The following is a 17211-nucleotide window of genomic DNA, read 5'->3' on the forward strand; positions in this document are numbered from 1 at the left end:
ACGCACCCCCTGACCCCGGAGTAGCCATAATGCTGCGAGTCGCAGTGCCCAATAAGGGCGCCCTGTCCGAGTCCGCCTCTGAGATGCTCGAAGAGGCCGGGTACCGCCGTCGACCGGAGGGGAGCAAGGACCTCTCGTTGATCGACCGCGAGAACGACGTCGAGTTTTTCTTCCTGCGGCCCAAGGACATCGCGGTGTACGTCGGGTCGGGGCGCCTCGAGCTCGGAATCACGGGCCGCGACCTGAGCACCGATTCAATGGCCGAGGTTGACGAACTGCTCGAGCTGGGCTTCGGGCGGTCGACGTTCCGCTACGCGGGCCCCATCGGCGAGGGTTGGACCACCGATCGACTCGCCGGTGCCCGGATTGCTACCTCGTACCCGAACATTGTCCGTCGTGACCTGCAGGAGCGCGGCATCGAGGCGGAAGTCATCCGTCTGGACGGGGCCGTGGAGATTTCCATCCAACTGGGCGTGGCCGACTGCATCGCCGATGTCGTGGGCTCGGGACGGACCTTGAAGCTGCACGAACTCGAGGCGTTCGGTGATGTGCTGTGCGACTCATCGGGGGTCTTGATCTCCCGTGCGGACGCGGAGGTCACCTCGGCGATGTCCCAGATGCGGGCGCGGTTGCAGGGTGTCGTGTTTGCTCAGCAGTACATGATGCTGGACTACAACTGCCCCCGGGAACTCCTGGATGACGTCTCGTCCATCACTCCCGGACTCGAATCGCCCACGGTGTCTCCGATGGCCGACCCGGCGTGGATCGCGGTCCGCTCGATGGTGCCGCGCAAGCGGGTCAACTCGATCATGGATCGGTTGGCCGCCGCCGGGGCGAAGTCGATCATAGCGACCGACATCCGCTCCTGCCGCATGGGCTGAGCCCGCTAGGCCCCTTCTGCTCAGGCACGCTCGATGAGCAGGGCCTGCAAGGTGTGACCGATCGCACCGACTTCGTCGTAGATCGTCCCTGAGGTCGCACCGACCCCGTCGGGGCCGATCGAGGCGTCGGCCGTGATGCCGATCCACTCGCTGACCGGCCGTCGGTGCAGATGTGTCACCAAGTCGGTGTTCAGGAATCGCCACTGCGTCGGGTCCAGCACCGCGCCGATCCCGTTGGCGATGTCGGCCACGGACATGACCTGCTCAACCGGCGTCATGGTCTCCCCGGCCACGAGTGGGAGCTTGGGCCGCGCCCATACCGCGCCGTCCTCGGCGCCGCGGAGCTCGAGGGAGTCGATGTAGCCGCTGGTCCATGTATCAGAGAACGCGCTGTCGTAATCCGTCGTGGGGAGCCGCCTCGGCTCATCGGCCGACTGTTCGACTTCGGAGGAATCCCCGATCGCCATCCGCCAGGCGCTCGCCCGTGCGACCACCCTGCCGCCGGCCTCGAGTTCCGATTCGAGTAGCTGGATTCGACGGCCCGGGCGGACGACGCGAGCGCGGGTGCGCAGTTCTCCGAGTGGCACGGCACCGAGAAGGTCAACAGCGACCCGGGCGATTCGGGTGTCCTCGGTTCTTTCCAATCGGTCCATAGCCCGAGCGAGGATCGCGGACGGAGGCGCACCGTGCTGGAGGTTCGGGCCCCACGCGCTCACGGTGTGCTGCGTCGCTCTGAAGACCTCCCAGCCGTCATCCGTGCCCAGCGGCTCGAAGTAGGCCTCCGTCATGATGAACTCCTTAGGTTTCTCTGATCCGGCATCAGGTTGTGTGCCTCGACTGGTACCACCCTCGTGCCCGGCCAACCCGGATACTCCGGTGGGGTACCCCCGAAGGCCGGGCACAATGCCTGATGGTTGCACCAGTCGCACAGTCTGGATGTTCTGGGCCGGAAATCCCCGGTCTGACCGGCACGTTCGATCTCCGACCACAGTGCGTCGAGGGATGCCTCGGTTTCGGTGAGTGAAGCCAGGTCCGGCGTCAGGGTCAGCCAACTCCCGTTCTTGAGGTAGATCAACTTGAGTTGGGCGGGCATCACGCCATGGATGCGTTGATACATCAGCGCGTAGAACCGCATCTGGAACATCGCCTGCTCCTGGAAGCGCGGGTTGGGCGGCTTGCCGGTCTTGTAGTCGACCACCCGCACCTCGCCGGTGGGAGCCACATCCACCCTGTCGAGGAATCCGTGGAGCGGGGTGCCCGCGGACGTGGCGGTGACCAGGTACTGCTCGCAGGACTCGGGGGAAAAGCGCTGTGGATCCTCAACCCCGTAGAGAGCGGACACCAGCGCGGAGACCTCCGCCTCGAATGCCGGTCGGTTCGCTTCGGGAACCACCTCGGCCCCGTTCTCCGCGCTATAGAAGCGGTCGACCGCGGCAGGAACCAGATCCGCGGCACGCTGCGGCGCGCGCTCAGCCTGCTCAAGCCCGTACAACTCTTCGAGCACCGAGTGCACCACTGTGCCCAGAACCTGGGCGCGGGTCTTGGGCTCCGGCAGCTTGTCCACGGCCCGGAACCGGTAGAGGAGTGGGCACTGCCGGTAGTCCGACGCGCGAGACGCCGAGAGTGCGAGGGGCTTGCGTTCTGGCGTGGGCGCGGCGGCGCTGCGGGCACTGTGGCGAGCACTGTGGCGAGCACTGTCGATTTCCAGGGGGTCCGTCACACCTGGCAGGGTAGACAACCGGTCGGACATCCGGCCCCGACAGGCCCCTGGAGGTCCACAGTGCAGCGATCCGGCCCGTTCGTCGTGGGTGACCGCGTCCAGCTCACCGACACGAAGGGGCGCAAGTACACGGTCGTCCTGGTCGAGGGCGCCGAGTTCTTCACCCATCACGGCGCGGTGCGCCACGACGATCTCATCGGAGCCCCCGAGGGGTCAATCGTCCGATCGTCCAAGGACGCCAACTACATGGCGCTGCGTCCACTGCTGACCGACTACGTGCTCTCGATGCCGCGCGGAGCGCAGGTGATCTATCCAAAGGACGCGGCGCAGATCGTCCACGAGGGCGACATGTTCCCCGGTGCGCGCGTGCTCGAGGCGGGCGCGGGTTCCGGAGCGCTGACCTGTTCACTGCTCCGCGCGGTGGGCCCGGAAGGCCGCGTGTTCTCGTACGAGATCCGTGCCGATCACGCGGAGCACGCCGAGCGAAACGTCCGCACCTTCTACGGCGAACATCCGGACAACTGGGACCTGCGCGTCGCGGATCTGTCCGGCACGTCGATCGAGGCGCTGGGGGGCCGGGTGGACCGTGTCGTGCTGGACATGCTCGCCCCCTGGGAGTGCCTGCCCACGGTGAGTGAGGTATTGATGCCGGGTGGGGTGTTGGTGGCGTACGTGGCCACCACCACCCAACTGTCAGACGTGGTCGAGGCACTACGACGCCAGGAGTGCTGGACCGAGCCGAGAGCGTGGGAGTCGATCAACCGCGGCTGGCACGTAGTGGGTCTGGCGGTCCGTCCGGAGCACCGCATGCAGGGACACACCGCGTTCCTGGTTACCGCGCGACGACTCGCCGAGGGTGTGACCACCCTGAAACCCAAGCGCCGCGCCGGTAAGGGCTGAGCCCCCGCGCCCCCGCCCCACCGCGGCGATAAGGTGGGGGTGACGACGACGAGGTGACTCGTCGGCGAACAGAAGGGCAGGTGATCGCGTGACCGAGGGACGTTCCCCGGCGGGACAGGGTGACGAGAGGGTCGCGATCGACCGGGCCGAGCTCGCGCGGATGCGTGAAGCCGTCGATGCGGGAGCCCGTTCGGATCGCGAGAAGTCGGTCAAGATCGACGCGTTGGGTGCACGCAATGTCAGGCTCGCGGAGCTCCTCAAGGACTCCCGCGACCAGCTCGAGGCGCTCAAGGGCGAGGTCGAGCGGCTGGGTACGCCGCCCAACACCTACGGCGTGGTGCTCTCGACGCCCACCGAAGCCGGCACCGCGGAGGTCATGGCGGCGGGTCGGCGTATGCGGCTCACGCTCGCCCCGGGTGTCGATCCGAGCGGCCTGACCGCCGGTGTCTCGGTGCGACTCAACGAGGCGATGACGGTCGTCGAGACCTCGGCGGACCTGCCCGTCACCGGTGTCACCGCGATGTTCCGCGACGTCCTGGCAGATGGTGTCCGGGCGCGCGTGGTGATGGGCAACGACGAGGAACAGATCGTCCACCTGGCCGTGGGCCTCCGCGGCGGCCGGACATCCGACCATTCGGCGCCCGTGCGTCCGGGGGATGCGGTGCTGGTGGACCCGAAAGCCGCCGTCGCCTTTGAGGTCGTGCCAAAGGCCGAGGTCGACGAGCTCCTCCTCGAGGAGATCCCCATGGTCGAGTTCGCCGATATCGGCGGTCTTGGCCCGCAGATCGAGCAGATCCGGGATGCGATCGAGTTACCGTTCGTCCATCACGACCTGTACCGCGAGTTCCACCTGGCTCCGCCTAAGGGCGTCCTTCTCTACGGCCCGCCTGGTTGCGGCAAGACCTTGATCGCCAAGGCAGTGGCGAATTCCCTGGCGGAGGCATCCGCCCGCAACCGCGGCCACGACGTGTCGGAGGGCCGGTTCCCTAATTCGTACTTCTTGTCGATCAAGGGCCCGGAGTTGCTCAACAAGTACGTCGGCGAGACCGAACGGCATATCCGGTCGATCTTCGAGCGCGCGCGGGAGAAGGCGACCGAGGGCAACCCGGTGATCGTGTTCTTCGACGAGATGGACTCGATCTTCCGGACCCGCGGTTCAGGAGTGTCCTCGGACATGGAGACGACCATTGTCCCGCAGCTGCTGGCGGAGATCGACGGCGTGGAGGATCTCCGCAACGTCATCGTGATCGGTGCGTCCAACCGCGAAGACATGATAGATCCGGCCATCTTGCGCCCCGGCCGACTAGATCTGAAGATCCGCATCGACCGGCCCGACCGCGACGCGGCGGCCGACATCCTGACCAAGTACATCACCCCGGACCTGCGTTTCGATCCGGCTGAAATCGGTACCACTGATCCCGACGAGCACGTGAACGGACTGATCGACCAAATAGTCGACCGGCTCTACACCCGTGACGAATCCACGACCTACGTTCACCTCGTCTACGCCTCCGGGCGCAGATCGTCGCTGTACCTGGCGGACCTGACATCGGGTGCGATGCTGCGAAACATTGTGGATCGGGCCAAGAAGCTCGCCATCAAGGACATCGTCCACGGCACGGGCAGCGGATTGACCACGGACGATTTCCTCGACGCGGTCGACGCCGAGTTCGCCGAGAACACGGACCTGCCCAACACCTCCAATCCGCAGGAGTGGGCGCGGCTGACGGGCGTGCGCGGTGAACGTGTCGTCGAGGTTTCCGTCCCGAACCGTGAGGAACAGCAGTGACGCTCCGTGGGCGGATCATCGGCACCGAGATCGAGTTCGGCATTGTCGCGGTGGGCCAGCCACTGCTCAGCTCGGTGGTCACCTCCACGCAGGTGATCAAGGCGTACTCGGACCCGGGGGAGAGCGCGGGTGCTACGGACGAGACCCGCTGGGACTACGGCTCCGAGTCGCCGTTGCGTGATGCGCGCGGCTTCGACCTGGGCGCGGCACGCATGTACGACCCGAGCGAGTTCGGGGTGACCAACCGCGTGCTGACCAACGGTGCCCGCTTCTACGTGGACCACGCCCACCCCGAGTACTCAGCGCCGGAGGTCGACTCGCCCCTGGACGCGGTGGTCTGGGACAAAGCTGGCGAACTGGTTATGCACCGCGCTGGCGTGGAGTCCACGGCGACCGAGGGAAACGCCGAACTCAAGCTGTACAAGAACAACGTCGACGGCAAGGGCGCTTCGTACGGTGCGCACGAGAACTACCTGGTGCGCCGCGACGTCGACTTTGACGCCCTCACGATGAGCCTGGCCCCGCACCTGCTGTCCCGGCAGGTGTATTGCGGAGCCGGTCGCGTGGGCATCGGGCAGGAGGGACAGAAGGCCGGTTTCCAGCTGTCCCAGCGGGCCGACTACATCGAGGTGCTCACCGGCCTCGAGACCACGCTGCGTCGCGGCATCATCAACACCCGCGACGAGCCACACGCCTCGGACGAGAAATGGCGTCGCCTGCACGTGATCATCGGTGATGCGAACATGTCGGAGCTGGCGACTTATCTCAAGATCGGTACCACCTGCCTGGTGCTGGACGCGATCGAGGCCGGCGTCGACTTCTCCGATCTGGTCCCCGTGGATCCGGTCGAGGCGGTGCACGTGATCAGCCAAGACCCGTCGCTCGCCGCCACGGTGCCGCTGCCCGACGGCCGCGAGTTCACCGGAATAGAGCTGCAGCGCCAGATCCTGGCACGGGTCGCCGACGTGATCGGGGACGGCTCCGGTCGCCCGGAGTGGTCGCTCGACGTCCTCACCGAGTGGCAACGGATTCTCGATGCACTGGAGGAGAGTCCGATGTCCTGCGCTGACCGGCTGGACTGGCCCGCCAAGCTACGGTTACTCGAGGGTTTCCGACTGCGAGACTCGCTCGGTTGGGACTCCGCGCGACTCGCGCTCATCGACTTTCAGTATCACGACATTGATCCCCAGCGCGGCCTCTACAACCGTCTGGTGAGTAAAGGCGCGATGCTCCGGCTCACCACCGACGAGCAACTCGAGTCGGCCGTCACCACCCCGCCCGAGCGCACGCGGGCGTGGGCCCGGGGGCGTTTCCTCGCCGAACTCGGCGATCGCGTACGGGCCGCCGGGTGGGATCACGTCGTCGTCACCGACTCCCGCGGTCAGCCCCGCCACGTTGACCTCACTGACCCGTACACAGGGACCCGCGAGTTCTGCGAGGCCACTCCTGGCTTCCTCGACCCCGACGGCCCCACCACCACATAGGAGCGAGACCCATGTCCCAGATCCAGAAGAACGCCGGCGGTCCGGCCGACGGCGACGACGAGGCCGGCCAGGTGGCCAAGACCGCCGACACCACCTCCGCCGACTCACTGCTCGACGAAATCGACGACATCCTGGAGACCAATGCCGAGGAGTTCGTGAAGTCCTACGTCCAGAAGGGCGGGCAGTAGACCGTCATGATCCGTCGCATCGTCGGTATCGAGACGGAGTTCGGGATCACGAGCGTCGGCGTGGAGGGTGGACGCTCTCTCGGTGCCGACGAGATCGCCCGCTACCTGTTCCGGCCCGTGGTCGAGCGCTGGCGTAGTTCCAACGTGTTCCTCGGGAACGGCTCCCGCCTCTACCTCGACGTGGGATCACACCCCGAGTACGCGACCGCCGAATGCGACGGCCTCCGGCAATTGGTCGCGCACGACAGGGCCGGGGAGCGGATCGTGGACGATCTGGCACTCGATGCGGAGCGGTCCCTCGCCGCCGAGGGGATCAACGCGAAGGTCTACCTGTTCAAGAACAACACCGACAGTGTCGGCAACTCCTATGGTTGCCACGAGAACTACCTGCTGGACAGGTCCACGCAGGTGCGCAGCATCGCCACGACCCTGCTGCCTTTCCTCGTGAGTCGCCAGTTGATCTGCGGTGCGGGCAAGATCATGCCCGGGACACCGGCCGGGGTCGGACTCGGTGAGATCGAAGGACCTACGTTCTGCTTCTCGCAGCGGGCTGAACATATGTGGGACGGCGTCTCCTCCGCCACCACGCGATCCCGGCCGCTCATCAACACACGCGACGAGCCGCACGCGGATTCCACGAGATTCCGGCGCATGCACGTGATCGTGGGCGACTCCAACATGATCGAGACCACGACGCTGCTCAAGATCGCCAGTACCAGGCTCGTGCTGGAGATGCTCGAGGCGGGAATCGAGCTGCGGCCAATGGCGGTGGCGCACCCGGTTCGGGCGATCCGCGAGATCAGCCGCGACCTCACCGGTACCCGACCGGTGACTCTGGCAGACGGCACCGCCATGACAGCCCTGGAGATCCAGCGGGAGTTCCTCGCCGCGGTCCACCGCTATCTCGCGGCAGGCGGGTGGGAGCGCGACGACCGCTCGACCGTCGAGCACTGTGTCGCGCTGTGGGAGCGCGTTCTCGACGCGGTCGAGTCGGGCGACCACGATTCGATCGCCGCAGACATCGACTGGGCCGCCAAACTCCGACTCATGCGGCAGGTGCAGGCGAAAACCGGTGTCGATCTCGATCACCCCAGGCTCGCGCAGCTCGACCTGACCTATCACGACATCCGGCCGGGTCGTGGGTTGCACTCGGTCCTCGAGCGACGGGGCCTCGTCTCGCGCGTCGTGGACGACACCGAGGTCGAACGAGCCCGTACCGAAGCTCCGGCCACCACCCGTGCGGCGCTCCGCGGCCGATTCATCAACGCGGCACGCGAATCAGGGCGCGATCACACCGTGGACTGGGTGCATCTGAAAGTCTCCGACGGGACGTTGCCCACTGTAGCCCTGACCGACCCGTTCGCCCACGAGGATCAGCGTGTCGACGACCTCATCGCAGCGCTCGGGCGATAGCGTTCCTCGACGTGTCCACCTCGAAGTCACAGCGACTGGTCAACCTCGTCATCTGCCTGCGGTCGACCAACGCTTACCTATCGGCCGGCGAGATCAGCCGGATGGTGCAGGGCTACGACGACTGTGAGAACGAAGCAGCCTTCCTGCGGATGTTCGAGCGCGACAAGCGTGAGCTCCGGGACGTTGGGGTCCCGCTCGAGCAGGGCGCCTCGCTCGCACCGGGCTCGCCTGCCGGGTACCGCATCCCGGCGCACGGGTACGAGCTGCCGGAGATCACGCTGACCCCGGAGCAGGCCGGCGTCCTCGCGGTGGCCTCCGAAGTCTGGCGCGAGGGCGAGCGTGCCGCGAGAGCCGGCGGAGCACTGGCCAAACTCACCGCGGCCGGAATCGATCCCGTCCACGACGCAGGAGCTACCGTGACGGTCCAGGACCCCGCCGAGCTCGCCACCGCGGCCCTTGTCGCGGAAGCCCTCGCCGAGGGCGTGGTGGTGACCTTCTCCCATACCCAGGCCGGTGCCTCGGAGTCCACCTCCCGGCGGGTCGAGCCGTGGTGGACGGGCTCCCGCCACGGCCACTGGTACCTGGTCGGTCACGACCTGGACCGCGGTCAACCGCGAACGTTCCGCCTCGTGCGCGTCTCGGACGTGCGGCTCGACCAGGCCCGCCGCACCGTGCCAGTTCCGCCCACCACCCAGGTGCTGGCGCTCCTCGACGACGCCGTTTCCCGGTTGAATCCCCTAGTCGAGGCCACGGTGTGGGCTGCCGACGGTCGTGCTGCGGAACTGCGGGCGATGGCACGGTCGCACTCGCCTGTCGAGCGTTTCGGACGCTCGGGCACCGATCTCGGTATCTCCGCGCCGCTGGCCGAATTGTCGTCGCTCGTCGCGTCGCAGGGCGCGGACGCGGTGGCTTTGCGCCCCGCCGACCTGAGGGTGCGAGTCGTATCGATCCTCACCGCGGCCGAGGAGTCCGTCTGATGAGCCCACGTTCCGTTCCCCTGGCCATGCTGCTGAGCGTGGTGCCCTACTTCCACAGTCGCGGGCCCGTGCCGGTGACCGAGGCCGCCAGAGATCTCGGTATGACCGAGAAGCAGCTCCGTTCGGCCCTCTGGCAACTGTGGTCGTGTGGACTGCCCGGTTACGGCCCCGGTGATCTCATCGACCTCGCGTTCTCTTCAGAGGACCTGGACGACGCCGAGATGGTCGAGGTGACCTTCACCGCAGGCATCGACCGCCCGGTCCGGCTCACCGCCGCGGAGGCCGTGACCCTGGAGACCGGACTGGCGGTGTTTCTCGGGCAGCCGGAGGTGGTGGACCAGCAGGCGCTGCGCAACCTCCTGCGTACGCTTCGTACCGCCGCCGGCACCGACGCCGGGATCGACGGCAACCCCGAGTCACGATCAGTGGTGTCCGATCCGGATGCCGACCTGGTGCGCACCGCTGTGCACGACGGTCGCGCGCTGCGGTTCGTCTACCACTCGGCCAGCTCGGACACCTCGACCACACGTGTGGTCGACCCGGCCCGCCTGTCTCTGTCCGACGGCCACTCGTATGTCCACGGCGTGGATCGCGGGTCCGGCCAATGGCGCATGTTCCGTACCGACCGGATGGAAGGAGTCGAAGACGTAGGCCCACGCCGTGCGCTGGGGCCCGAACCCGAGGACGACGGCGACAGCGACATCCGGGTGGAACCGGCCAAGGTCCCGGCCAGTGCTGCCTGGTTCATCGACGAATTCCGGTTCCGTTCCGTCGTCCGCCGCCCTGACGGAGATCTGGATGTGGAGATCGGATACCACGATCGCGCGTGGTTGCTGCGCTTCCTGCTCGGGCACGCCGACGTGGTGACGCCCACCGACCCGGAACTGACCGCGGAAGTCGCGTCCCGCGCTTCTCATGGACTGACCGCGTACGGTGTTGGCGGCGACCCCACCTAAGACCATGAAATAGACGTGAATTAGCAGGTCACCATCTATATCGACCACTCCCGCGAGGAGGCATCTCAACCGGGGTGCGTTAGCATGGACATGTTGTCAAACAAACGGAGGTTGACATGGGTGCGCTGAGCATCTGGCACTGGCTTATCGTCCTCGCGGTGGTGCTCCTACTCTTCGGTTCGAAGAAGCTCCCGGACGCAGCCCGAGGCCTCGGGCGGTCGATGCGCATCTTCAAGTCCGAGATGAAGGAGATGCAGAACGACGACAAGGCGGGGGAGCCCCAGGATCCCCAGGCCATCACGCAGGGGGGCCAGACCGACGCGGCTCAATTCGTGCAGCCGCAGGCCCAGCAGTACACGCAGCCGCAGAGTCAGCCGCCGGCTCAACCCCAGAATTTCCCACAGGCCCCGCAGCAGCCGGCTCCGTCTCCGTCGCCTCAGGCCCCGCAGCAGCCCGGTCCGCCCCAGCAGCACTCCGACCCCACCGCCCCGTTCAACGGCGGTCAGGGTCAGCCGGGCCAGTAGGCCCCGCACTCCATGACGTCCACAGGCTCCGCGGACACTGGCGCCACCCGCAAGGGGGGCGCCGGTCGACTGCGATCCACACGCCGTCGAAGGCCACGTAACGCCGACGGCACCATGCCACTGATCGAGCACATCTATGAGCTGCGCAACCGCCTACTGATCGCGGTGGCGGCGATCGTGGTGACCCTCGGCTTCGGATTCTGGTGGTACGGCACCGGCTTCTTCGGAATCCCGTCACTCGGCGGCATTCTCACCGGCCCGTACTGCGACATCCCGCCCGGTGCCCGCCTTCAGCTCGGGGACGCCGGCGACGAGTGCCGTCTGCTGGCGACCGGCCCCTTCGAGCAGTTCATGCTCAGGCTCAAAGTCTCCGCGACTGCCGGCATTGTGCTCGCCAGCCCGGTGTGGCTCTACCAGCTCTGGGCGTTCATCACACCGGGACTGCACAAGAGCGAAAAGCGGTACGGGTTCGTGTTCACGATCCTTGCAGCGATCCTCTTCATCGGTGGCGCGGTCCTCGCCTACATCGTGATCGTCCACGCCCTCGAGTTCCTCCTCTCGATCGGCGACAACGTCCAGACCACCGCGCTGTCCGGCACGCAGTATTTCACGTTCCTCATCCAGCTCATCCTCATCTTCGGAGTGAGCTTCGAGATCCCGCTGCTGATCGCCATGCTCAATGTGGCGGGCATCCTCAGCTACGAGGTGCTGGCCAGGTCCCGGCGGGGAATCATCATGGGCATCTTCGTCTTTGCCGCCGTCGCCTCACCCGGGCAGGACCCCTTCTCGATGCTCGCACTCGCGGTCGCCGTGTGTGTACTCGTGGAGGCCTCGATCCAGTTCACCCGCCTGCATGACCGGCGGCGGAAAAAGAAGCGTGCAGACTGGCTCGAAGTCGACGATGAGACCGCGTCACCGCTCGGCACATCGGAGGGACTCGGCGGTTCTACGGGCGTCGGCGGATCCGGCCCCCTCGACCGCCCGGCCACCGTCTCGGCCTCCACCGACACGGTCTCCCACAGCCCTGGGAGTACCCGTCCGCTCCAGGCCCCAACCGAGGGTGGATCCGTGTATGACGACACCATCTGATCAGGGCTCCCCGGCGGACCTCCTCGAGTCGTTTCTCGCCACCGAGGGATTCACGCCGGACCCGTTCCAGATCGAGTCCTTCGCCGCCCTCGACGCCGGCCGTAACCTGCTTGTGTCCGCGCCGACCGGCTCGGGTAAGACGCTCGTGGGCGAGTACGCCGCACACCGTGCGCTCTCCGGCGGAGGACGGTGCTTCTACACGACCCCCATCAAGGCCCTCAGCAATCAGAAATTCCGTCAGTTCCGTCAGCGGTTCGGCACCGAGAACGTGGGGCTGCTCACCGGCGACCACTCCATCGACGCGGACGCCCCGATCGTTGTGATGACCACCGAGGTCCTGCGCAACATGGTCTACGGCGGAACCTACGCCCTGCACGACCTCGACTGCGTGGTGATGGATGAAATCCACTACCTGGGTGATCGGTCGCGCGGAGTTGTGTGGGAGGAGATCATCCTCACCCTGGACCCCGCCATCCGGCTCGTCGGACTGTCCGCGACTCTGAGCAACACCGACGAGTTGGGGGATTGGATCACCGAGATCCGCGGGGATACCGCCGTGGTCATCTCCGATCGACGTCCGGTTCCACTCGCCCACATGCTGTACACCGATGGAGATCTGGTCCCCGTGCGGGCTGCTGCAGATAACCGCCGCCGTGTCAGGGGCGGGTATCACGATGAGAGGGTTGCCGCCCGTCCCCGCGCACAGTGGGCCCGACGTCAGGACGTCATCGAGCATCTCGACGACGCTCACCTGCTCCCGGCGATCTATTTCGTCTTCTCGCGAGCGGGCTGTGACGGCGCGGTGTCACAGATGCGCCGGGCGAGGTTGCGACTGACCACGGGCGAGGAGTCGAGACGGATCGCCTCCCACGTCGACGAGGCCTGCGCAGCGGTGCCGCAGCATGATCTCGACGCGCTCGATTACTCCTCGTTCCGCGCAGGTCTGGTCAGCGGTATCGCCGCCCACCATGCGGGGATGCTTCCCCTGTTCCGGACCGTTGTGGAAGAACTGTTCTCCGCGGGGCTGATCAAGGTGGTCTTTGCCACCGAGACTCTCGCGCTGGGGATACATATGCCGGCGCGTGCCGTCGTGCTGGAGAAGACCACCAAGTTCAACGGCGACACCCATGCGATGCTCACCGCGGCCGAGTACTCGCAGATCACCGGGCGCGCCGGACGCCGCGGTATCGACACGAAGGGCACGGCGGTCGTCCTGGATCAGCCCGATCTGGACCTTGACGCGTTGTCCGCCCTCGTCGACACCCCGCGGTTTCCGCTGTACAGCGCCTTCGCGCCCGACTACTCGATGGCAGTCAACCTCGTGGAGCAACGCGGCGTGGAGGAGGCGACCTCACTCATCGGGCGCTCGTTCGCCCAGTTCCAAACCGATCGGACGTTGGTGTCCCGGAGTCGAGCCATCGAGCGTCGGGCCGACGAACGTGACCGGATGCGCGCCTCGCTCGAGGAGGCCGGGGGAGACACCGATCTCGACGACTACATGGCGTTGCGGGCCGAACTCAGCCGTATCGAGCGCAAGGCCGAGAAATCGACCCAGAATGATCGGCTCTCCGCAGTTCGAGCGGCAATGCTCAAGCAGACCGCCGGCTCTGTGATCACCGTCGGTCGCAAGAGATTCGGGATGGTGGCGACCGTGCTGCAGGTGCGCACCGACATCCAGTCCGATCCCGCGCTGCTCTGTCTCACGGACATCGGCTGGACCGGGTGGCTGCGCCAGAATGATTTCGCCGCGCCTCCCGTGCCAGTGGGCCGTGTCGACCTGCCAAAGGGCCGTCGCAAGCTCGACGGCCGGGCCAAGCGCGCCCTCATTCAGCGGATGGAGCACCTCCGCGGCAAGGCCAAGGGGCGCATGAAGAACGCGAAGGCCAAACCGGTTCGTAAGGACCCACGGATCGCCCCCGCCCGCCGCGCACTTCGCGAGCACCCGCTCCACGAAGCCCCCGGGATCGACAAACTCGCCCGGCTACACGAGCGATGGGCGCGCGCTCACGCGGACGTGGTCACCATGACCGGCGAGGTCGAGTCGGACTCCGACTCCCTGGCGCGCCGGTTCCGCCGGATCGTGAAGCTGCTCGAGCATCTCGGCTACCTCGAGGAATCGGACGGGTCGCTGCGTGCCACCGAGGCCGGGAATCTACTGGCCGGGGTCCATACCGAGCAGGACCTGTTCGTGGCCGAGTGCCTGCGTCGCGGCGTATGGCGGGGTCTGGACCCCGCCGGCCTGGCCGCGGTAATCGCAACCGTGGTGGCGCACCCTCGTTCGGAATCCGCCGTCCGCGCACCGTCCGATGAGACCCTGCGGGCGGCTCTCGACGAGACGGAGCGAGTCGCGACCGACGTTGCCGGCGTCGAGCAGGCACACCGGCTTCCCTCGACACCCGATCTGGATCCCGGACTCGCTCCGGTGTTGCACCACTGGGTTTCGGGCGGGGCACTGGCCTCGATTCTCGCCGCCTCCTGGCAGGAAGGCGTGGAACTCACCGCCGGTGACTTCGTGCGCTCCGCGCGCCTCGTGATGGACCTACTGGCCCAGGTGGCTCAGGTGGCTGAACCGGAGGTCGCACGCACGGCCAGGTCAGCGGTCGGGTCGCTGCGCCGCGGCGTGGTTCTGGACCACATGACCTGACGCGTACCGAGCCCCGCCCCTCGCGAGTCAGGCGGGGTCCAGCCGCTGTGTCGCCTCGACCAGCCGCCCGATCGCCCGGGCCTGCCCCGTGGACTCGCCCAGCGCCTCGAGGCGGGCTTCGTCCACCTGCCCGCGGCCGCCAGCCGGGTCCCCGTCGAACTCGAATCCGAACGTGTGGCCCCCGAGGCGGACGACGCCACGGGCGGCTGTCAAGTAGTCGGCGCCGTCAATGATCGCCGTACGTTGACGCGACTTCAGGGGCGAGTCCGGGTCTTCCGCGGCGGCGACGATGCCGTCCAGGTCGCCGTACTCGCGCAGCAGGGTTGCAGCCGTCTTCGCCCCGATGCCCGAGACCCCGGGAAGACCGTCCGAGGCGTCGCCGACCAGCACCGCGTAGTCCGCGTACACGCGAGCGTCGGAACCGACGGGTAGGTCGAACCGCTCGGCCACCGCCTGCGGCGTGTAAGCCAGCCGCTTGCGCATCCCGGCGCCTACGTAGACGACGGTGGTGGATTCGGAGGCGAGCTGGAACAGGTCGCGGTCGCCGGTCACCACCAGCACCTCGCGCTCGCCAGACGCCAGTTCCGCAAGCACGTCGTCAGCCTCCGCGTCCTCCGCCCAAGCCTGGGTGATGCCCGCCGCGCCCAGTATCTCCCGCAACGCATTGACCTGCGGACCGAGCGAGTCGGGAGCATCCTCCTCGCCGTCGTCGTTGACCCGATGTGCCTTGTACGAGGGCAGCGACGCCACCCTCCAGCCGGGGCGCCAGTCACGGTCCAACGCCGCCACGAGTCCAGTGGGCGAGTACTCCTCGACCAGCACTGCGACCATGTCGCAGAAGCCTCGCACCGCGTTGGCCGGCGCACCGTCGGGTCCAGTAATCTTTTCCGGCACGGAGTGGAAGGCACGGAACCACAGGCCCGCACTATCGAGAACCATGAGTGGGCCCTGGGGCATCGCAGCTCCTCCGGGGTCGGGGGTCATGAACGAGTACCTCGCCAGGCTAGTCTCCGCGGGGCCTAGTGTGGAATACATGAACACCAGCGACACCGGCATCCATCAGCAGCGACTGGCCACAGTCCGGGAGCGCGCGCGCGAACTCGGCGTCGATCACGTGGTGGCATACTCCGGCGAGGACATGTCCTACCTCACCGGTGAGCGGATGGACTCGCACGAGCGGCTCACCGCACTGGTGGTGCCGGCCGACGGGGGAGAGCCGCTGCTCGTTCTGCCGTCGTTGGAACTGACCGACGTCACTCGCAGAGCAGCCGAGCTGGTGGGTGCGCGGATCCACGCGTGGTCCGACGGCACCGACCCCGTGCCGCTGGTTGCCGGTCGGGTCTCGGGGCGGGTCGCCGTCTCCGCCGCCCTGCCGGCGTTGCACCTGGTCCCGCTCCAACAGAGCGTTGACGGCGAGGTGGTCCTGGCTTCCGAGGTGATCGACCACGTGCGCGCGGTCAAGACCCCGGGCGAGGTCGACGAGCTCGCGGAGGCCGCCCGCCGCATCGACGCGGTTCACGCGCGGATGGGCGAGTTCCTACAGGTGGGCAGGACCGAGGCTGAGGTCGGCGAACTCATCACCGCCGCGATAGAAGCGGAAGGGCTCACTCATGCGGAGTTCGTGATCGTCGGGTCCGGGCCCAACGGCGCGGATCCGCACCACGGCGTCTCAGAGCGGGTGGTCGCCGACGGTGACATCGTGGTGGTTGACATCGGCGGCCCGATGATCAGCGGGTACCACTCCGACTGCACGCGCACCTACTCGATGGGTGAGCCGAGCACCGAGGTCGCCGAAACGTACGCGACACTGCAGGAGGCTCAGCGCCTGGCCCGCGAGGTGATCCGGCCCGGAATCGCCATCGGGGAGGTCGACGCAGCCGCACGCGAGCATCTCGCCGCCGCCGGCCTGGGGGAGTTGTTCATCCACCGCACCGGGCACGGCATCGGGCTGGGCCTGCACGACCCACCATTCGTTGCGCCGGGCGCCGATACCGTCCTGGCAGAGGGGATGACCTTCTCTGTCGAGCCCGGCGTCTACACCTCGGGGTCGTGGGGCGCGCGACTGGAGGACATCGTTGCCGTGACCGCCGACGGGCGCCGCGATCTCAATACCGGCGAGCGGGGACTGCGCGTCCTCTGACCATCACACCAGGCGCCGGGGAACGCACGCGGGTCTATCAGGCCCCGGTGAACATCCGCGCTGAACCGAGTACCCGATCCACCTCGATCGCCACCACCACGCGGGCGGGGTTCGGCCGCGGTTCGCGGTAGCGCAGTGCGTACCGACGTTCTGCCTCGCGGACCGAGTCCGCGTCCTCGAGCACCCGCACCGGCCCCTCAAACGTCAGCCAGCGTCCACCGTCCACGTGCGAGACGGCGGCACGACCACCTCGACCCGCATTGCGCGCCTTCTGCGAGGTCCGCCTGGTGATGACCCTGGACAGGCCCGTCGCGGTGTCGATAGTGAACCCGACCGGCACCACATGAGGTGACCCGTCGGGGCGGAGCGTGGTGAGCGTGCCGAGGTGGTATTCGGACAGGAACTCGTGTGCCTCGGGCGAGAGGTCAGCCAGGGTGTGGACCATACCGACGAGCCTGCCACAGAGAGTCGCGTCCTGAGTCGCGAGAGTGCGTGGGAGACTGGTC

16 protein-coding genes are annotated in these 17211 nt (G+C 67.2%); 12 read left to right on the top strand and 4 right to left on the bottom strand.

The window, feature by feature from the left end; genetic code table 11:
- The first annotated feature begins 29 nt into the window (after positions 1–29).
- Positions 30–881: an ATP phosphoribosyltransferase gene (gene hisG, locus ON04_RS11525; RefSeq protein ID WP_010541773.1), complete on the top strand. Its 852-nt coding sequence runs from the start codon at positions 30–32 to the stop codon at positions 879–881.
- A gap of 20 nt (positions 882–901) precedes the next feature.
- On the opposite strand, the gene ON04_RS11530 is transcribed toward hisG, so the two are convergent.
- Together ON04_RS11530 and ON04_RS11535 are read right to left on the bottom strand one after the other, a co-directional pair.
- Positions 902–1669 carry a thioesterase family protein gene (locus ON04_RS11530; RefSeq protein ID WP_010541774.1) on the bottom strand — a complete coding sequence of 256 codons (768 nt, stop codon included), beginning with the start codon at positions 1667–1669 and terminating at the stop codon, positions 902–904.
- On the bottom strand, positions 1666–2631 hold the full coding sequence (locus ON04_RS11535) for a RecB family exonuclease (RefSeq protein WP_010541775.1): 966 nt from the start codon (positions 2629–2631) through the stop codon (positions 1666–1668). Before ON04_RS11535 ends, ON04_RS11530 begins: the two co-directional genes overlap by 4 nt.
- A gap of 30 nt (positions 2632–2661) precedes the next feature.
- Here ON04_RS11535 and ON04_RS11540 point away from each other — a divergent pair, with 30 nt between their 5' ends.
- The 10 genes from ON04_RS11540 to ON04_RS11585 all read left to right on the top strand — a co-directional run bounded on the left by ON04_RS11540 (position 2662) and on the right by ON04_RS11585 (position 14565).
- The gene (locus ON04_RS11540; protein WP_010541776.1) at positions 2662–3501 is read left to right on the top strand and encodes a tRNA (adenine-N1)-methyltransferase; all 840 of its coding nucleotides are present in this window, start codon (positions 2662–2664) and stop codon (positions 3499–3501) included.
- An 88-nt stretch (positions 3502–3589) separates the two neighbouring features.
- Positions 3590–5290 carry a proteasome ATPase gene (gene arc, locus ON04_RS11545; RefSeq protein WP_010541777.1) on the top strand — a complete coding sequence of 567 codons (1701 nt, stop codon included), beginning with the start codon at positions 3590–3592 and terminating at the stop codon, positions 5288–5290.
- The gene (gene dop / locus ON04_RS11550; RefSeq protein WP_010541778.1) at positions 5287–6774 is read left to right on the top strand and encodes a depupylase/deamidase Dop; all 1488 of its coding nucleotides are present in this window, start codon (positions 5287–5289) and stop codon (positions 6772–6774) included. Before arc ends, dop begins: the two co-directional genes overlap by 4 nt.
- 11 nt (positions 6775–6785) lie before the next feature.
- Positions 6786–6962, top strand: coding sequence for a ubiquitin-like protein Pup (locus ON04_RS11555; protein ID WP_010541779.1), 177 nt, complete (start codon positions 6786–6788; stop codon positions 6960–6962).
- Positions 6963–6968: 6 nt separating this feature from the next.
- Entirely contained in the window at positions 6969–8375 is a 1407-nt protein-coding gene (gene pafA / locus ON04_RS11560; RefSeq protein WP_010541780.1) for a Pup--protein ligase, read from the top strand.
- 11 nt (positions 8376–8386) lie between these two features.
- Positions 8387–9352 carry a helix-turn-helix transcriptional regulator gene (locus tag ON04_RS11565; protein ID WP_010541781.1) on the top strand — a complete coding sequence of 322 codons (966 nt, stop codon included), beginning with the start codon at positions 8387–8389 and terminating at the stop codon, positions 9350–9352.
- Positions 9352–10308, top strand: coding sequence for a helix-turn-helix transcriptional regulator (locus tag ON04_RS11570; RefSeq protein ID WP_010541782.1), 957 nt, complete (start codon positions 9352–9354; stop codon positions 10306–10308). Before ON04_RS11565 ends, ON04_RS11570 begins: the two co-directional genes overlap by 1 nt.
- 116 nt (positions 10309–10424) lie before the next feature.
- Positions 10425–10832 carry a Sec-independent protein translocase subunit TatA gene (tatA, locus tag ON04_RS11575; RefSeq protein WP_010541783.1) on the top strand — a complete coding sequence of 136 codons (408 nt, stop codon included), beginning with the start codon at positions 10425–10427 and terminating at the stop codon, positions 10830–10832.
- 114 nt (positions 10833–10946) lie between these two features.
- Complete coding sequence (gene tatC, locus ON04_RS11580; RefSeq protein WP_010541784.1) at positions 10947–11921, top strand: twin-arginine translocase subunit TatC; 975 nt, start codon at positions 10947–10949, stop codon at positions 11919–11921.
- Positions 11905–14565 carry a DEAD/DEAH box helicase gene (locus tag ON04_RS11585; protein ID WP_010541785.1) on the top strand — a complete coding sequence of 887 codons (2661 nt, stop codon included), beginning with the start codon at positions 11905–11907 and terminating at the stop codon, positions 14563–14565. The genes tatC and ON04_RS11585 overlap by 17 nt, the downstream gene beginning before the upstream one ends.
- 27 nt (positions 14566–14592) lie before the next feature.
- On the opposite strand, the gene ON04_RS11590 is transcribed toward ON04_RS11585, so the two are convergent.
- A complete protein-coding gene (locus ON04_RS11590) occupies positions 14593–15522 on the bottom strand; it encodes a 5'-3' exonuclease (protein ID WP_010541786.1) in 930 nt (309 codons plus the stop codon).
- 76 nt (positions 15523–15598) lie between these two features.
- Between ON04_RS11590 and ON04_RS11595 the strand changes: the two genes are divergently transcribed.
- A complete protein-coding gene (locus ON04_RS11595) occupies positions 15599–16705 on the top strand; it encodes a M24 family metallopeptidase (RefSeq protein ID WP_010541787.1) in 1107 nt (368 codons plus the stop codon).
- A 37-nt stretch (positions 16706–16742) separates the two neighbouring features.
- Here ON04_RS11595 and ON04_RS11600 read toward each other — a convergent pair whose 3' ends face one another.
- Positions 16743–17150 carry a pyridoxamine 5'-phosphate oxidase family protein gene (locus ON04_RS11600; RefSeq protein ID WP_010541788.1) on the bottom strand — a complete coding sequence of 136 codons (408 nt, stop codon included), beginning with the start codon at positions 17148–17150 and terminating at the stop codon, positions 16743–16745.
- Positions 17151–17211: the final 61 nt, after the last annotated feature.

It is taken from the genome of Dietzia alimentaria 72, from assembly GCF_000226215.1.
Classification (GTDB): Bacteria; Actinomycetota; Actinomycetes; order Mycobacteriales; family Mycobacteriaceae; genus Dietzia; species Dietzia alimentaria.